The following is a 17,016-nucleotide window of genomic DNA, read 5'->3' on the forward strand; positions in this document are numbered from 1 at the left end:
CTTTATTTTCTGTGGACAACTGGAATAGATTTTCCCCTAGGTGGTGTAGTCTCTGGGTTTATTACCTCCCTACTCCAGTCAATGAACCACATATTATCAATCATTGGCTCTGCTTTTGTATCAATAATCTGTTTAACATTGTATAGACTGGATTTTATATTTTCATCGCTTAAACTGTAACCTATGAAAATAATTATATGTTCTATGAAAAATGCAAATAGTTTAGCAATTAAATAGATTTGCTTCTTAAAAAAGTTTTCGTAATCTTGCTGTTCAAAGGTCGGTAGCTACGGCATTCGATATCTTCCCTCTTGTTGGATGTGCGCACCATCACGGCATCCTCAATCAATCCAAGACCGATGGGGGCTGACTGAAATGTCCGAAATATGTCAGCCATAGTCTTGATTTCACCTTTTATTATTATAAATGATGACCTAAAATGATCATATCATCTTACCTATGAAAGGAACAATACAAATGAAACCTGACCACACCCTCAACGGAAGGACCGAACACATGAACAATACCGATACCGCTGCCCGAGCGATCCGCTCCTGGCTGGGCATCCCCTACGCCAGTGCAGAACGCTTCCGCCGCCCCATTTTGCTACCGTTCAACCCGGCCCTGCCATACGACCAGAAGGGACTCGCACCGCTGCAACCCGGCGACAATAGCTGGTTGGAGGCCGACAACGGATTCAGCGAGGACTGCCTAAACCTCAACGTCTGGGCACCCGAAGACGCTGGCGACGAACCGCTCCCCGTGATCGTCTACATCTACGGTGGCGGCTTCGAACGCGGCGCGAACACCCAGACCACCTCGAACGCCTCAGGTCTCGCCGCGACCGGCCGCGCCATCGGGGTGTCCCTGAACTACCGGCTCGGCCCGTTCGGCTGGCTCTCGCTCTCCCAGTACGGTGGCGCGTTCGCGGACGCCACCAATCTCGGCCTGCAGGACATCATCACCGCGCTCAGATGGGTGCAGGAGAACATCGCCCGCTTCGGTGGCGACCCTCAGAACGTCACCGTCACTGGCCACAGCGCCGGCGCGTTCTCCTCGATAGCGCTCCTCGCAGCTCCGGCGGCCGACGGCCTTTACCAGCGCCTCGCTGCGTTCTCCGGCGGCGCATCTCGGATCGTTCCGGCCTGGTGGGCTGAAGAACTAGCGATCAAGTTTCTCACCGAACTCGGCATCGCGGACGATCACGAACAACTGCTCACCTTGGATGGGAAGCTCCTCGCCGAGACGCTCATCAAGGTTAGCCCGCGCGACATCGGCAACCGAAACGGTATCGACAACACGACTATTGGCATCGTGAACGACCACTCTCAGACCGGGGGCGTTCTCGCCGACACGCCGCTGCGTGTCCTCGAATCAGGGCGTCACCGCGACGTCGACATTCTCTTTAGCACGGCGACGAACGAGGGGGACTGGTGGGTTATCAACGCGACCGAGCAGTTCGACCCGGGCAGCATCGACAACCTCGTTGACGAATTGGTAACGAAGTCGCGGATCCCTCGAAGCCGTGCTCGGCGCATCGTCGCCGCCTACGACGTCAACGGACGCACTCCGGTCGAAGTACGCGGGGCGCTCTTGACCGACTACCTCTATACCCTACCCGCCGCCCGTGCGGCACTCGCCCACGCCGCTGCAGGCGGCAACGCCCACCTGCTCGCCGTTGGCCCTGTCGAGGGTGCGCCAGCCGTACACGGCACGGAGATGTACGGCATCGTCGGCCAGCAACGCCCCCGACATAGCGACGAGCAAGCCATCCGGGACACCTTCGTCCGCGACGCCCTCCTCGACTTTGCCGCAGGCAAGCACGATCGGCTTTGGAACTCCGTGACCACGGAACCTATCACACATGGGATTGGCAACCCACCATTCGACCCAACCGCCCATGCGGCCGAAGTCCTGCGCATCTTCGCGGACATTGAACGGCCCTGAACTGCCCCCAACGCGCACGGGGTCGCGCACCGATCCAATTCTCACGTGCTGCCGGAGGCCCCGCCGGCAGCACGTGAGAATAACTTCATGACCAGGAAATTGACTATGACCACCAGCACCGAGATAAGGAAAAAGTTCGACTTGAGTCTTACCTTTAATCAAAACAATGATCGACACTGAGTATTGACCTTTAGGATCGCCACCAACAATTAGCAAAAAGTTCTCGATCAAGTCTTTACTTACTTGATTATAGATCTCTTTCCGTCTATACTTCGGGGTGAACACGATGTGATATTTGCACATCCACTTCGTGTGGGCTAGACTATAGCTCTTGTTTGCCATCTAAGACCATTCCTTTCATTATTGAGCCTGAACATCTCAATTTTTATTGGAATGGTCTAGTTGACCAAACCCTAGATCCCTCCACCCGCATAGCGGGTGGTTTTTTGTTTCGCACGCTGCGCGAGCTCAACTGGCTAAAGCCTAAATAAAAAAGCCGCCAATATGGCGACTTTTTATGCGTATATGTTCTTGTCCTCCGACAGTGTTGGTCTTCTGTAATCTCTGAGGAATCTATTTTGGCATTTGTTATTGTTTAATGTATTTTTTATACTCATCTCCCCATATTTCAAGTTCTTTTAGAACAGGCAAAAGTTTCAATCCCATTTCGGCTAATGAATACTCTACTCGTGGCGGAACTTCCGGGTACACTTTTCTATTTATGAGCTGGAAACTTTCTAACCTACGGAGTTCTTTTGTTAAAGTAGCTTGTGTTAATTCTGGCATTTGACGATTCAATTCTCCAAAGCGAAGTATTCCTGTACTTAAATTGTATAGTATTCGAAGAGCCCATTTCCCTCCGAGTATTTTCTGCGCAAGTGCAATTGGGCAGTCTTCAAGATCGATTCTATTTATACTTCTTCACCTCCATACTATCATTTTAGATAGTACCTATTAATTTTAATCCTACTTGAGATATTTATTGTAACATTATAGTATGTACGTGTAAATGAGACCCAAGGGATAAGAAAATACCAAATGTAATATTTCGAAGAAAGGTGATAATCATGATTACATCAACGGATTTCTGTAAGGTGCAAAAACTGGACGATGATTTATATATCATTACTGAAGCTGGTCTTGTGCATTTTTATCTTATCTTGGGGCAAAAGAAAGCGGTTTTAATTGACGCCGGCTTTGGCTTCGAAGACATAAGGCCTATCATCAGAAGTATAACCGATCTGCCGGTGATGCTGGTATTGACCCATGGCGATCCTGACCACAGCTACGGTAGCGAATACTTTGGAGATGTATGGCTGTACCAGCCGGACTACGGTCAGATTATGGGTTTTGACACAAAGCATGAAAGGCAGTTCGCGGCTGAGTTGGGAGTAAAATATCTGAAAGAAAATAACCCTGAAGCCATTGAACGTTTCAATAGCAAAGCATTTGCTGAAAAGAGCCTGCTCCGAGTCCTGACTCCGCATTTTGTAAAGGATGGAGAATTGTTTGACTTGGGCGGAAAGACTTTGGAGGTAGTATTTACACCGGGGCATTCATATGGGCATATCATGCTGCTGGATAGGGCAAAAAAGAGACTTTTTTCAGGAGATATGATTTGTGATTACGTCATCATTTACTTTTTCGAATCGGATAGAAATGCCCCGTTTTCCATGGCACTGGACAGCTGGAAAAAGATAAAACGATTAGAAAAGGACATCAAAGATATTTATAGTAGCCATGGACAGTACCCCATTACAATGGAATGGGTCGACGCATACATCGAATGTTTTTCGGGAGAATTTCAGCAGAATTATTTAAAGGATAAACCGTTTTCCAGGGGACATTTAGGCCGCGGGTACCAGCATATCTATAAAACCGTCAATATCCAATACTCCGATAAGAGACTGGAGGAATTTTTAGGACACAAAGTGGAACGAATTGATCTGTAGTTAAACAGGATATCTCTTGACTGTACCCGTGTGACTTAAACGGAGGAGTAATCCGGGTGACAGTTTTTGCACAGCGTTACGAGCCTGCTTAGGAAGAGATTGGGGGGCAATTTTTGCGCAAAGTGAAAATATGGACAAAAGACTTTAGTTTCATTTCCGCCACAATGTTTTTTGTGTCGATGACATTTTATCTGCTGATGACCATGATTCCGATTTATTCCATGGAAAGTTTCAATGCCTCCCAGGGCCAGGCTGGTCTTGCTGCCGGCATTTTTATTATCGGCGCCCTTGTTTCACGGCCTCTTACCGGCAGGTATATAGAGGTAATCGGTCGTCGCAAGATACTGCTGGGAAGTCTGATTCTATTTTTTCTGGCGACATTGTTATATTTTTTTGTTTACGATTTAAACATGCTACTGGCGGTGCGTTTTGTTCACGGCGTCATTTTCGGGGTTGCCACCACGGCAATCCCCACGGTCATCATGGGAATCATTCCCCGGGAGCGGCGTGGCGAAGGGGTTGGCTACTTTACGCTAAGTGGGACAATGGCTTCGGCAATTGGACCTTTCTTGGGTCTTGTCATCAGGGAACAGGCAAATTTCACGACAATGTTTGTTGTGTGCGCTGTTTTTTATGTGATAAGCATTATCGTGACAGCATTTGCGGACATACCCGAAGTGGTAATGACAAAGGAGCAACTGGAGGCGGTAAAAGGCTTCAGGTTGCAGGATTTTTTTGAAAAGGCCGCCATGCCTGTCTCGATTGTCATGCTTTTCGTGGGGATGGCATATGCCAGCATCTTGGCGTTTATCAATTCATACGCGCTCAGTCTTAGCTTAATGGACGCGGCGGCTTTTTTCTTTGTTATTTACTCGGCTTTTATTATTATTTCGCGGCTATTTACCGGACGATTGCTGGATAATAGAGGGGATAATATCGTCATGTATCCGGCTTTGCTGTCATTTGCGCTAAGTCTGGTATTAATAAGTAAAGCCGGGGACAGTTTCACTTTTTTGCTGGCAGGAGCGTTCGCCGGTCTGGGGTTTGGTACCATTATGTCCTGCGCCCAGGTCATCGCCGCCAATAATTCTCCGCAACACCGCATGGGAATTGCCACTTCGACCTTTTTCTTTTGCGCGGACTTAGGGGTGGGGGCGGGCTCTTTTTTCGCCGGCGAGATAGTCTCAATGACAGGCTTCCGGGACATGTATATGGTAATGGCCATTATTGTGGCTTTATCCATTCTTTTATATTATATTTTGCATGGGAGAAAGACAGCCACTGACAAGCATTCCGCGCCAGGCCGCCGCTGATAAAAACTGTATAAGTATCTGGTTTATCAGACATTTTAGTAAAACGCGCGCATACGCAGCATCGAAGCTCAGTTTGTCCGTCCATGCATCGTCCTAATAATTTTTATACGAAGATGGAGATAATTTATCACATTTCGTTAGTGAGCGCTTTGCGAATGGTGTCAGCTTCGCTGGTACTAATCCTTCTTCTAGATCACTGTGCCATGCCGCCGGGAGAAGTCTGCTGCTCCTGGTTGCTCCTCATGGTCAATACCGTCGCATGCGCTTTTTGCTCCGCTCCGGATAGCTCCGGGGCGCTTCTGCGACCGGCTCCACCAGTGCGGGCCTCATCCTAGAGTTGGTGTCGTTACTTTTAAATCCGGCAAAACAGAATTTCACGTAAATCACTTCCTTCATAATGAATGTTTCGTGAAGATATTGGGTAGCCTCTGCATGAAGCAGCGATTCCAACGATATCAGCCAAAGGAGATTTATGATCATGAAAGCAGCAGTTGTCACGAAGGATCAAAACGTCCACATCGAGGACAAGCAGCTTCGTCCCCTAGAGCACGGCGAGGCTTTGGTCCAAATGGAATATTGCGGGGTATGCCACACCGATCTGCACGTTAAAAACGCGGACTTCGGCGACGTAACGGGCCGGGTGCTGGGCCACGAAGGCATCGGCAGAGTTGTTGAACTGGGCGAAGGGGTAACGAGCCTGCGCGTTGGGGACCGGGTCAGCATCGCATGGCTGTTCGAGAGCTGCGGACGCTGCGAATATTGCCTGACGGGCCGGGAAACGCTGTGCCGTGAGGTCAAAAATGCAGGATATACCGTAGACGGCGCGATGGCAGAGCAATGTATCGTAAAGGCAGATTACGCGGTCAAAGTACCGGAGCAGCTCGACCCGGCCGCTGCGACCAGCATCACGTGCGCCGGGGTTACGACCTACAAGGCGGTTAAGGTCAGCGGCATCCAGCCCGGACAGTGGATTGGCATCTTCGGCATCGGCGGCTTGGGAAACCTCGCCGTGCAATACGCGAAGCACGTGTTCAACGCCAAAGTAGTGGCTTTCGACATCAGCGACGAGAAGCTGAAGCTGGCGCTGAGTGTCGGTGCAGATTATGCTGTAAACAGCCTGAAGGAAAATCCAGCCGACAAAGCCAAGGAATTAACCAACGGAGTCGGCCTTGACGCTACTGTCGTTACCGCCGTGGCCAAAAAACCGTTCAACCAGGCGGTTGACGTGGTCAAGGCAGGCGCTCGAGTTGTAGCCGTAGGCCTTCCGACGGACAAGATGGACTTGGACATTCCGCGTCTCGTCCTGGACGGCATTCAGGTCATCGGTTCCCTGGTCGGAACCCGAGAGGACCTGAAGGAAGCTTTCCGCTTCGCCGCGGAAGGCAAAGTCGTGCCGATCGTCAGCAAACGTCCGGTCGAAGACATCAACCATATTTTTGAGGAGATGGAGGAAGGCAAAATCCAGGGCCGCATGGTCATTGACTTCACTTCTTCTACTCAATAGAATCGAAAAAGAAACAGGCCGTGAGGCTCTAGAGCACCCATAGCCTGTTTCTTTTGCAGTTCGATTCGGGTGATCACCACTAACTGCAAATCTTCATGGCCCAGCCAACGTTAGGCACACTGGAACGAATCTCCGGTTTTCTGGCACCATGCCCTCTAACTTTTATCTCCATCCTACAGTTCCTCATCGGCAACCAACTGCTCATAACATAAGGAATACGTCTTCGAATTCTTCCGAAAACTTGATCGTGATCCTCCGATGCTCACGAAAAGTTCGGGCAATGGCCCGCATGCCATGCTTTTCTTTCAGATCTGCAAATACGCGTTCAATTGTTTCTTTGCGCTTGGCGTAGATCTTTTTGTTCTGCTCGGTATGGCGAAGGTGCTCTGCTTCCTCTACGTATGCTGTCCAGATGTGGCGGCTTATTCGTTTCGTAGAGTCCCTGCTTTCTGTGCACTGGCTCAGTAAGCGACAGCCTCTGCATGAGCGGTACATCCGGTACCCTTCCCGGTTCGTTAACTCATATGTAAATCACTGTCATATGCGGAATTCTTCGTGAAGGTACTTTCAATAGAAGGGTGTTGAAGGGTGTTAAAGGCTGTGAAAGAGCTTGCGCCAAAGCATTGGGAAAGTCATCACGTTGACTTATCAACGATTCCTCTTTATAATTCTGACATCGAGAGCCAAGGCGATCCCCAGTCGGTTGTCGATTTTAAGGAAAGCATTCGAAAAGCGGACGGTGTTCTGATTGTCACCCTTCGCGTCGCCTATACCGATGCCGGGTCCGAAGGTTCTCATCGGCAGCAATCACGAAAAACCGAATGAAACCACCAAAGAATTGGACGACGAATCAACGCTTCGCCATTGGGAAAGATTTCTGACATCTTTCGAAGAATGAATCTTGGTCTTTAAACAAACTCATAAGTGAAGGATGTGAAGGAATTATGATTAATCAGAAAGTATACTACGGTAAAGATATCGAGGTAATGTTTAATTCGGAGGTATGCATTCATTCCGGTATTTGCGTAAAAGGCCTCCCCGGTGTTTTTGATTTAAGCAAGCGACCTTGGGTTAATCCCGATGCTGACACTGTGGAGGCAATTGCCCGACATATTGACACCTGTCCAAGCGGTGCACTGACGTATAGACGTCTGGACGGTGAATATTCAACAAAGAAAGAGGGATGAACATGCATATTGTAGATCATGATACCGCTAATAAAAGATTTCTTATTCGAGATAACGGCGGCATTGCTGCGGTGATGACGTATGTAATCTCAAGTCCGGAGCTTTACATTATTGATCACACTTTGGTCGAAAATGCTTACCGAGGACAAGGGCTTGGCGATAAGCTGGTCAAAGCTATGGTGGAATACGCACGGGAAAACGGTATTAAGATTTTACCCTTATGCCCGTTTGCCAAGGGACGATTCGAACGTCTTTCCGAATACGCGGATGTTCTCCATAAATAATCACTAATATTATAATTATGACAATAGTAAGAGAAGAGCCTGAGGGTACGAGATTTCTTCGTCCCTCAGGCTCTTCTCTTATCTGTCAATCGATCCCCGGTAAGCGTCAAATCCCACTATGTACTCGTACCTGTAAAAGCTAAAAATGGAACCAAAAATAGTGCAAAAATAAAGGTTCAACCTAATCATCAGTGCTTAACAGTCAAGTCGGCAACAGATCGTGGCCTGAAGCGAGAGTCACTATCCGGAGGCTTTGCACGATTATCCCGTTTGACCAGGTGACTTGGCTTCCTGAACCAAAGGAATAAAGGTGCAAAGTGGTTTGGAGAGCCCCCCATCTCCGTCATCATCATTTATTTTGTCAAGCATTAAAAATATCTAAATATTTAAAAAATCCTCAAACCCAATTACGGTAAGGAGAAAGGGAAGATACGATCTCTGCCTACCAAAAATTTTAAAGCAGATGTGTACTATGAAAAAGAAAATGGGTGGCTCTCCTGACCATTCCTTCATTCCGCAAACTTAAAATAAGCATGATATCGTTGGTCCTGGATTTGATACAATGGGACAAACCGCGTGCCGTCCAGGGTGAAATGAAAATCCCCCTCCGATTTTTTCATTCCCTCTAGGAATTGTTCTTCACTGTAAGGCCAGGTCATAAAATCCTGTTCCTCGTGGATGGCCGCCAGGACATAAGGCCCGTACAAAACGCTTTTTATGTGAGCATCATCCGGAGTACTTAGCAATCTTAAAGAATAAGGAAAGATCAGTTCTACTTTATCGTGTTCCCAGACTTTTTGAATTTGAATATATCCGTCCTCTTGGCCCGGGGCAGCTACAATTTCATCGTTAATCTTTACCGTGATGGAGCGCTCCGCCGCCCACTCGGGAATTCTAAAGCGGATACTTAACTCCCTCCCGCCGTCAACAAAAAACTGCACGGTCTCGGTGAATTCTCCTCTATTTCTTTTTTGCGAGACGGTGATCCCTTTCTCTTTCCACGACAAAGTGGATGGAATATACAGATTTACGAACAAATGATCTTGGTCATGGAAATAAATGCTTTCCTGATATTTAAAATGGTTTTCCAAACCGGTGCCATGGCAGCAGGTATTTTCATGGGTATCGAATTTCTTGCAAGAACCCGGGGCTAAAGGCAGGAAATAAGTGCTGCCCCCTTCCGCCCGCTTGCTGTTTTCCGTAGCCAAAATATGATTGTAAAGCGTTCTCTCATAATAGTCCATGTACTCCTTTTTAGGTTCAAAACAGAATAATTCTTTGGTCAGCTTTAACATATTGTAGCTGGCGCAGGTCTCTGCGGTTTTGTCCGTTAAATAAGCGGCAATCTTGCCGGGTTCTTTGAACATTTCCGTTTCGCCGACGCCGCCGATTTGATAAGCGTGGTCTTCCGTAACCATATGCCAAAAGTTTTTGGCCGCTTCATAATAGGCTTTCTCGCCTTCCGCCTCAAATAGTTTCAAAGCGCCGATAATTTGCGGAATATGCTGATTGGCGTGCATGTCGCCGAGCGTGTCCATATTTTCTTTCATAGGAAAAAATAATTTCTCATTATCAAAATATTTTGCGGCTGCCAGGTAGTTCCGGTTCTGCGTGATCAGGTACAGGTTCGTTAAAACCTCGTTCATGCCGCCGAATTCTCCGGCAATATAAAGTGACCACATTTTCTGGCGTTGTTCCTTGGAGAGCTGGCTCAACCGCCGGTATACCCAATCGCCTAACCGAACGCACATCACCAGGGCGTTTTTATTCCCGGCCAGGGTATAGCAATCCAGCAGTCCGGCCATAATTTTGTGCAAGGTATAATAAGGCGCCCAAATCGTCGGATAGGTGGAGTACTCTTCCAACAGATTAAACTGATCCTCCGAGTAAGCGCTTAGAAAACCCTGATGGTAGCCGGGCAGCTCCGACATGACGTTTTGACACCTGCCCAATTCGGCAATCATATAATCCATCTTGTCTTTGATGGCCGAGTTCCCCCCTGTCGCACTATAGGCAAGCGCTAAAGCGGATAGATAATGCCCTGTCGTATGCCCCTTTAGGTTACACTCCGGAGCGTCCCAGCCCGTCATCGGTTTAGCGTCTTTGACATCCAAATGGGCGGCTGCCCTAAAGTTATACAGCATCTGATCGTCATCCACGGATAACAGATACTCCAGTGAACGGTTCATCGCCGCTCCAAACTCCGTATTTGCCTCAAGCTGTACGCTTTGACCGCCAAAAGCATATACTTTTGGGGTGTGCGGAATCACTTCATCCGCATCCGTCATCACTGTTACTTTGGCTTCGGCCTGCCATCCGGTTTCCTCCAGCTTGCCTTTGATCGTAAACACACCCGTTTTTTGATAGCTTTCCCTTGCGAGCGGCTCCCAAGATACATGGCTTACCGTACGGCTTCCGGTATCGTTTCGGACGACAACGACGGTCGGCAATTCTGGCTTGATTCCTGCCTTTGTTCGGATCTCGACAGGGTAAACTTCAACGATCTCGGCCTTATACTCTTCCTCCAGCACCGTAACATCAAAAGTTCGCTGCACGGTCTCCCCTTCGAAGGTAACCGTGGCCACCAGTGGAACGATTCTATTTCCAACCCCATGGGTTGGTCTGGTGACTTTGCCAGTATGACTTAAAAAAAGAATTTCTTTCGATTCCCAGGTAATCGATGAGCCATGCTTGCCTGTGGAAGGCAGCTGCAAATCGGTATCTACCGTGTACAAATTGCCTATATAAATGCTGTCGCAGTCCAGTTTCGCGATCTCCTGCCGCTGTTTCTTTTCCTCTTCCCTATCCATATTCGTACATCCTCTCTAATCTCAAGCTTGTGTTAAGTTGCCGATTTTGTTTTTCACCCAGTTTTTCCCTTCGACAATTCGGGCAATGACCATGCTTATAGCCGTGTCGCCCGTTACGTTCACCATCGTGCAGAAAGGATCCGTAATCGTGCCCATAATCACCAGAATCGGAACCGCTTCCATCGGGAAGCCAAATGCGGTGCAGATAAACATCTCGCCAATGAATCCTCCGCTGGGGATCGTGCCGACAATAATTCCGCTAATCAAGGCCACGATAATCGCTGTAACCATATCCGTCGGCCCCATCGTCATGTTTAAAATTCCGAACAAAAATACGATTTTAATGATTTGAACGCTGACAACCCCGTTTTTATGCACGCTTGCCCCAAGCGGAATAATGATATCGCTGATTTCATCGGGGATGCCCATATCTTTGGCAGCCAGCCGGTTGACCGGGATGCAGGCCGTACTGCTGCAGGTTCCCATGGCGGTCGTCAGCGGCAGCCAAATATTTTTCCAGAACCGCTTAAGTCCGGTGGTCCCCCCGCCGTAATAGGAAGCTAGAACTGAAAATAAGACGAAAAACAAAATACAGAAAACGGAGTAGATGATGGAGGCCCGGGCCACGGACCAGACCACCTGGTTGCCTACTTTTCCGATTAATGTGGCGAAATAACAAGCAATGCCGACAGGTGCGTAATACATGATGATCGATACGATTTTGTTCAATACGGCGGACAGGCTGTTTAACAGCTTGACCACAGGCTCTCCGATCTCCCCGATCGAGCTTACGGATATCCCGAATAAGATAGCAAACACGATTAAGGCCATCATATTTTTTAAAGACAATAGCTCGACAAAATCAGAAACCGTAAACAATCGCACTAAATCCAAAGAGTTGTTGTCGGCTTGAACCGCTTCCCCAAAAGTCACATGCGAGTTCAGCGCCGGATTAAAAATGAGTCCGCTGATCAGCGCCAGTACCGCAGTAATTAAGCCCGTAACCACAATCACCATAAAAAAGATGCCGAGAATTTTCCCTAATTTTTTTAAATTCGTCATACTGGCGATCGAGCTGGCAATCGATACAAAAACTAGCGGAACGATAATGCAGAACACCAGATTCAGAAAAACATCGGCAAAGGGCTGCAATACGGATGAGCGTTCGCCAAGAATCGTTCCGGCAATCCCGCCGACCAAAACGCCGGCCAGCAAAATAATTGAAAATTTATAATTTTTTAAAACACCCAGCATTGTTCTCACCTCATTCATGATGTTGTTTGCCTTATTATTAATGCGCTTTCAAAACCTATTCACCGTCGACGGAATGAAAAGTTTATAAATTAAGTATGGAAGACTGGCCCGGTTTTTTGAATTATTAAAATTAACAAAGGATAGTTCATTATTAACTTTATAAATATAATATTATTAGCATTTTGCATTTTTTAAAAACTTCGCCAAACACCGACTCCAACTATTGTCATTGATTCCTTCCCATTTGCCGTGATATCTTTAATGAAACAAAATGAACATGGGGGGAATTCGGAATGTTATATATCAATTTCAGTTGTCCTCCACTGCCCCATCTGATTGTTGGGGGGATTTCACTTTTTCGGAAAGGCGATATTCATGAACGACGGATTCTCAACAATACCTTTGACTTGATCTTTGTGTTTAGCGGGGCGCTTTACCTGGAGGAAAACGGACGGAAATATACGGTGGAGCCCGGACAATTTCTTATTCTACCGCCGGACAATCTGCATAAGGGATACAAATCGTGTACAACCGATACTACCTTTTCCTGGATTCATTTTTCCACGACAGGCAGTTATTCTTATTCGGAAAGTCCCATTGCCTATGTATCCGCCAAAATGAACAAACACAAATATTATAAAAAAGATACTTTTTATATTTCATTGCCGCAGTACGGGATGATCGATAAGAGCCTTCACGACGTCCTGAAAAGCCATATGGACGATATCTCGCAAGTCAAAATTGATAAATATCACAATGAAAAGCTGTTTTACCCTTCCACCATTTCGCAAATTCAATATCAGCAGCTATTTCTTAAAATACTGACCATTTTTTGTGATTCCAATGAACACACCGCGGAAAAAGACGTTGCGGCGGAAATTTACGATCTGTTCACTTTAAACTATGGGCAGGATTTTACTTTGAATGAGTTGGCCGAACAATACGCCTTCCATCCCGCCCATATTATTCGCTGCGTAAAACATAAGTACGGCTTGAGCCCTTTGCAATTGTTGTTGTCGATTCGTATAAATAAAGCCAAGCAGTTGCTCTCGGACCGTGATAAAACGGTGAACGGAATTGCAGCCTCCGTTGGTTTTTCCGATACGTCTTACTTTTGCAAGCAATTCAAAAAATCAACCGGCATGACCCCATTGGAATATCGAAAAATCATCACCACGCCTGCCAAAAGTGAATAAATCGCGCCGAAAAAGGCAACCTTAACCACGAAATCCCCAACGAAAATCATTACTATTCAGGAGGAATTTAACGTGGCCAAACCAGACGATCGTTCCGATAACGTGGAGAAACTGCAGGATAGCATTCAAGATACGATCGAAAACTTCCGTGAAGGACAGGAGTATCTAAGCGAGCATGCCGACGAAATCTCCGGCGGCGAGAAACAGCAAATCGAGGAGAAAAACGAAAAACGGCTGAACGCTATCGAAGGCATGCGTGAAGAAGTGAAGGATGAGGCGGCGCATCAGAGAAAATAAGCAAAAATGGGGGGCGATTTACCAGAAACAAATCGCCCCCTCCTTTATCATAATATTTCTAATCTCCCTTCAGATAATTTTCCCTTTTCGACTCTTCGCATTATAGAATCCGCTAAAAGCAGGTGATTTACAGACCGCAGGAATGTTTCCAGTGTAGCTTTCAAATCGTGTATTGCTTTTATCTACTAATATGTATTCGGGGAACTTCTTCATGTATCTCGTCAAATCTTTTTCATTCCTCCAGCAAAGTATAACTACGTTTCCTTCAGGAAGCTTGAATTTTGTATATGTTCTTTGATACTTACTCATGTTAATTCTCCTTTTGTATTTTTTACATTTAAACATTGGCATGTTTTATTTTTTTATTAACATCTTCTAGCTGAACAATAATATCTTGTAAGTACAAATATAAATTCCATATATAAGAGGATTTATATTCTTTTAAAAATACCCAATAACAATTCCCTTCATAGCAGATCTGAATTTCTCTAGAGCTGTAAATCGTGTTCCATTGCTTTATTTCTTCTTCCGGATAATTTTTATCTCTAAGAAATTTATAAAACAGGTTTGAAAAATCTTTGTACAAATCAATCAGGTCACTTAATTTTTTTACTCCTATGTACCCTTCAATAGATAGATGGTATTGTCGCCCATTAATCATATCGCTGGATTCATAAACTTCAAAATCATCTCCTTGAAAATTCAATAATGTTTCATATTTGATGTATTTAGACATTTTTTACTCCTTCCCTTCACCTCAAAATATAGCAATTTTTATTTTCATAAGTCAAGAAAACAAAAGCCTAGAGGAATTCCCTAGGGCAATTTATAGGTTTTCTTAATTTGTTCAACATTTAAGAAAGTTTCTTTATAACGATTTAGAGTGGCCTCGGTAACATTAAATTGCTGAATAATCTTTTTATATCCATCGTTAAATTTGTCTTTTAAGTAAAAATCTTTGGCTATGGCCAGCATACCGGAATAAACCACTGTTTTGGGAGTAATTCCTGTTTCACTAAAGTACTTTTTTATCGTTTTCAGTCTTCTATAAACTACATTTTTGTCCGCTTCCTCTTTGTGTTTTACTCTAGTATCCACGGATCTGACAATATATTCATTGTCTATTAAATTAGCATATTTTGATTTTACTTCTTTATCGGGTTCACCGTTGGCTTTAACGAACTCGAACTCCTTAATTGCCTTTTGGCAAAGATCACCAAAGGTCTTGTCGATTTTTATTATTCTTTGGCTTCCATCACTATCGGTCAACGTAGCGGTAAGGTGATCAAAATCAACATCTTTTTTCTTTAAATTAACGATTTCTGCGTTTCCTTCCCCTTTAATGCCGATAAAAGGGGCGTAAAAAACAACCGCTACTTGAGCATTAACGATTTTTTTTAGCATTTTCTTTATATCTTCATCCCTAATAAAAACATGATCCGATTTAATGGCAAATTGCTTTTTCCACTCCGCGTCAGTTCCGTCTAATGGATTCATGCCTTGAGTATAACCCTCATCAATAGCCCAGTCTATATATCTATTAATATACAGGACTGCAGATTTCGATGCGCTTTCCGTGGTTGGTAAAAATGTAAAAAATAATTTTCTCAACTCTTCCCTTGTGAAGTCAAATATATCTTTATTTAAATCCGACTCGAATTGATAGGCAATCTTAAATAAGCGCTCCAGAATGTCCTGGGTTCCTTTTTTATGTGCAGACATGTATTCACGTTTAACTTTTTCGTTGAATAGTTTGTTCTCATGAATAATATTCACCTATGCTCACCCCTTTAACTTTACTTCAAAATCCGCTCGACCTCATCGCTAATATAATCTTTAATTTGTTGCTTCACTTTATTCGAATTGGTCTTCCCCTGTCCCCCCATGATTTCAGTGAGAGCTGAGGTTTGTTTATCAAAGTCGATTCCATCAATGACTTCGACAATTTTATCGACCGGAAATTCCTTGCCATATTTGTCATAGAGCTTCTTGGCAATCACAATAAAGCCGACATGCATATTATGGTGACCAAGCCAAGAGATCTCAAGATTTTTAGTACGTCCTTTCACAAGAACTTCTTCATATGAAGGGACCAAATATTCATAGAAACGTTTAAGCACGTCTTGAATATCATATTTGTCCTTGGTCGTCTCAGGATTAAAGATGGACTGAATTCCCTCTGACAATATCGCAAAGTTGGTGATCGTGATTCCTTTGCTTAAGGCGGTTTTAATCTCTATTCGATTTTTTAAAACCGGCAGTGTCATAAGATACTTGGCAATTTCTTGACCGTATTCTTCGCTGCCATAATATTTTACAAGCGTTTTATCAAACCGATTCACTGTATTGGTAATAGCCAGCAACTTTTGTGCTTTTTCAATGGGATAATGCTTAATATCTATATTCATATAGCCTTCGAAATCGGGGTTCTCCTCGATGATTTCCACAATGGCCATCAAGCGATGCATTCCGTCAATGATATTTACGCTCGATCCTTCCTGGATCGTTAGCTCTCCATCTTCGAAGCTAATGCTGCTCTTCCCGTCTACCAAAACATTAAGCAGCAAAGTTGAAGGATTATATTTACCTTCAAGCATCAATTTTTTTATGCTTTTGACGCTTTTGGTTTTTATATCGGCTTTTTCGACAATAGCACCTTTAGAGTTGATTTTCTTCTTAGATAACCGTTGGGTTTGAAAATTATAAGTCAAAATTTTATGGTTCCATAGATTCGCGAGATCTTTATACGACATGGCCGTTAAAAAATCTTCGCTGGTTACTCGAATTACACTTGAGATAGTATAGGGGAGTTTAATTTGTTCCAGTTCCTCAAACTTGAACGACTTTAAATTTTTTATGCTTTTCTGAGAGAATAAGTCAGGTAGAAACAATCTTTCGTCCTTGGTGATTTCATAAATGGCATTGACGAATACCGGAATTACATCCTCATGTAGTTGCACAAGTTTCTCAGGTTGAGTGACGAGTTCAATAAAGGTGCCGCGAATCATTTTATGATGTTCAACTAAATAATCTTCAATATCCCGTTGCTGATCTCTATGCTTAGACACATCTGTCAGCACATCGGAAAGAATTTCATAAACATGGCTATTAAATTCTACCAAGGACTTTCATCTCCCTTAAAAATATCCTTAATTTTCTTCTAAGCAAGTATAGCATAGGCCAAATAAAAAGAAAATATAACAATTTCCTTAAAATATCCTCAAAACAGGGATGGGAACATTTGTTTGCGCAAGGATAATTTCCATGTTATT

Annotated in this window: 16 protein-coding genes and 3 pseudogenes; 9 read left to right on the forward strand and 10 right to left on the reverse strand. The window is 44.9% G+C overall.

Annotation, left to right across the window (positions count from 1 at the left end):
• Positions 1-2 precede the first annotated feature (2 nt).
• A pseudogene (locus ACLD72_RS25620) lies at positions 3-260 on the reverse strand (SIR2 family protein); the annotation flags it as partial.
• A 217-nt stretch (positions 261-477) separates the two neighbouring features.
• Here ACLD72_RS25620 and ACLD72_RS25625 point away from each other — a divergent pair.
• The gene (locus tag ACLD72_RS25625; RefSeq protein ID WP_411001294.1) at positions 478-1,947 is read left to right on the forward strand and encodes a carboxylesterase family protein; all 1,470 of its coding nucleotides are present in this window, start codon (positions 478-480) and stop codon (positions 1,945-1,947) included.
• A gap of 228 nt (positions 1,948-2,175) precedes the next feature.
• On the opposite strand, the pseudogene ACLD72_RS25630 reads toward ACLD72_RS25625, so the two are convergent.
• A pseudogene (locus ACLD72_RS25630) lies at positions 2,176-2,289 on the reverse strand (transposase); the annotation flags it as partial.
• 246 nt (positions 2,290-2,535) lie between these two features.
• A complete protein-coding gene (locus tag ACLD72_RS25635) occupies positions 2,536-2,862 on the reverse strand; it encodes a winged helix-turn-helix transcriptional regulator (protein WP_458476222.1) in 327 nt (108 codons plus the stop codon).
• Between the two features lie 152 nt (positions 2,863-3,014).
• On the opposite strand from ACLD72_RS25635, the gene ACLD72_RS25640 reads away from it, so the two are divergent.
• The 3 genes from ACLD72_RS25640 to adhP all read left to right on the forward strand — a co-directional run bounded on the left by ACLD72_RS25640 (position 3,015) and on the right by adhP (position 6,716).
• Positions 3,015-3,899, forward strand: coding sequence for an MBL fold metallo-hydrolase (locus ACLD72_RS25640; protein WP_411001292.1), 885 nt, complete (start codon positions 3,015-3,017; stop codon positions 3,897-3,899).
• A 122-nt stretch (positions 3,900-4,021) separates the two neighbouring features.
• Positions 4,022-5,212 (forward strand): MFS transporter, encoded by a 1,191-nt coding sequence (locus tag ACLD72_RS25645; protein WP_411001398.1) that lies wholly within the window; start codon positions 4,022-4,024, stop codon positions 5,210-5,212.
• A 478-nt stretch (positions 5,213-5,690) separates the two neighbouring features.
• Entirely contained in the window at positions 5,691-6,716 is a 1,026-nt protein-coding gene (adhP, locus tag ACLD72_RS25650; RefSeq protein ID WP_411001290.1) for an alcohol dehydrogenase AdhP, read from the forward strand.
• A gap of 201 nt (positions 6,717-6,917) precedes the next feature.
• Here the strand turns inward: adhP and ACLD72_RS25655 are convergent.
• A pseudogene (locus ACLD72_RS25655) lies at positions 6,918-7,244 on the reverse strand (transposase); the annotation flags it as partial.
• 72 nt (positions 7,245-7,316) lie between these two features.
• On the opposite strand from ACLD72_RS25655, the gene ACLD72_RS25660 reads away from it, so the two are divergent.
• The 3 genes from ACLD72_RS25660 (at position 7,317) to ACLD72_RS25670 (ending at position 8,187) form a co-directional block, all read left to right on the forward strand.
• The gene (locus ACLD72_RS25660) at positions 7,317-7,541 is read left to right on the forward strand and encodes an NADPH-dependent FMN reductase (protein WP_411001288.1); all 225 of its coding nucleotides are present in this window, start codon (positions 7,317-7,319) and stop codon (positions 7,539-7,541) included.
• Positions 7,542-7,660: 119 nt separating this feature from the next.
• On the forward strand, positions 7,661-7,903 hold the full coding sequence (locus ACLD72_RS25665; protein ID WP_251586513.1) for a (4Fe-4S)-binding protein: 243 nt from the start codon (positions 7,661-7,663) through the stop codon (positions 7,901-7,903).
• 2 nt (positions 7,904-7,905) lie between these two features.
• The gene (locus ACLD72_RS25670) at positions 7,906-8,187 is read left to right on the forward strand and encodes a GNAT family N-acetyltransferase (RefSeq protein WP_128631588.1); all 282 of its coding nucleotides are present in this window, start codon (positions 7,906-7,908) and stop codon (positions 8,185-8,187) included.
• A gap of 509 nt (positions 8,188-8,696) precedes the next feature.
• Here the strand turns inward: ACLD72_RS25670 and ACLD72_RS25675 are convergent.
• Both ACLD72_RS25675 and ACLD72_RS25680 read right to left on the reverse strand, forming a co-directional pair.
• Positions 8,697-10,997 (reverse strand): beta-L-arabinofuranosidase domain-containing protein, encoded by a 2,301-nt coding sequence (locus tag ACLD72_RS25675; protein ID WP_411001285.1) that lies wholly within the window; start codon positions 10,995-10,997, stop codon positions 8,697-8,699.
• Positions 10,998-11,018: 21 nt separating this feature from the next.
• Positions 11,019-12,251 (reverse strand): dicarboxylate/amino acid:cation symporter, encoded by a 1,233-nt coding sequence (locus tag ACLD72_RS25680; protein ID WP_411001284.1) that lies wholly within the window; start codon positions 12,249-12,251, stop codon positions 11,019-11,021.
• A gap of 293 nt (positions 12,252-12,544) precedes the next feature.
• Between ACLD72_RS25680 and ACLD72_RS25685 the strand changes: the two genes are divergently transcribed.
• Together ACLD72_RS25685 and tlp are read left to right on the forward strand one after the other, a co-directional pair.
• Positions 12,545-13,447 (forward strand): AraC family transcriptional regulator, encoded by a 903-nt coding sequence (locus ACLD72_RS25685; RefSeq protein WP_411001282.1) that lies wholly within the window; start codon positions 12,545-12,547, stop codon positions 13,445-13,447.
• Positions 13,448-13,519: 72 nt separating this feature from the next.
• Complete coding sequence (gene tlp, locus ACLD72_RS25690; RefSeq protein ID WP_411001280.1) at positions 13,520-13,744, forward strand: small acid-soluble spore protein Tlp; 225 nt, start codon at positions 13,520-13,522, stop codon at positions 13,742-13,744.
• A gap of 69 nt (positions 13,745-13,813) precedes the next feature.
• Here the strand turns inward: tlp and ACLD72_RS25695 are convergent, their stop codons facing one another.
• From ACLD72_RS25695 to ACLD72_RS25710, 4 genes are all read right to left on the reverse strand, one after another.
• The gene (locus ACLD72_RS25695) at positions 13,814-14,053 is read right to left on the reverse strand and encodes a hypothetical protein (protein WP_411001279.1); all 240 of its coding nucleotides are present in this window, start codon (positions 14,051-14,053) and stop codon (positions 13,814-13,816) included.
• 28 nt (positions 14,054-14,081) lie between these two features.
• Complete coding sequence (locus tag ACLD72_RS25700; protein WP_411001277.1) at positions 14,082-14,480, reverse strand: hypothetical protein; 399 nt, start codon at positions 14,478-14,480, stop codon at positions 14,082-14,084.
• Positions 14,481-14,560: 80 nt separating this feature from the next.
• Complete coding sequence (locus ACLD72_RS25705; RefSeq protein WP_411001275.1) at positions 14,561-15,520, reverse strand: phage lytic cycle repressor MrpR family protein; 960 nt, start codon at positions 15,518-15,520, stop codon at positions 14,561-14,563.
• A 20-nt stretch (positions 15,521-15,540) separates the two neighbouring features.
• Positions 15,541-16,866: a DNA sulfur modification protein DndB gene (locus ACLD72_RS25710; RefSeq protein WP_411001273.1), complete on the reverse strand. Its 1,326-nt coding sequence runs from the start codon at positions 16,864-16,866 to the stop codon at positions 15,541-15,543.
• Positions 16,867-17,016: the final 150 nt, after the last annotated feature.

The sequence above is a fragment of the Paenibacillus lacisediminis genome (genome assembly GCF_046567315.2).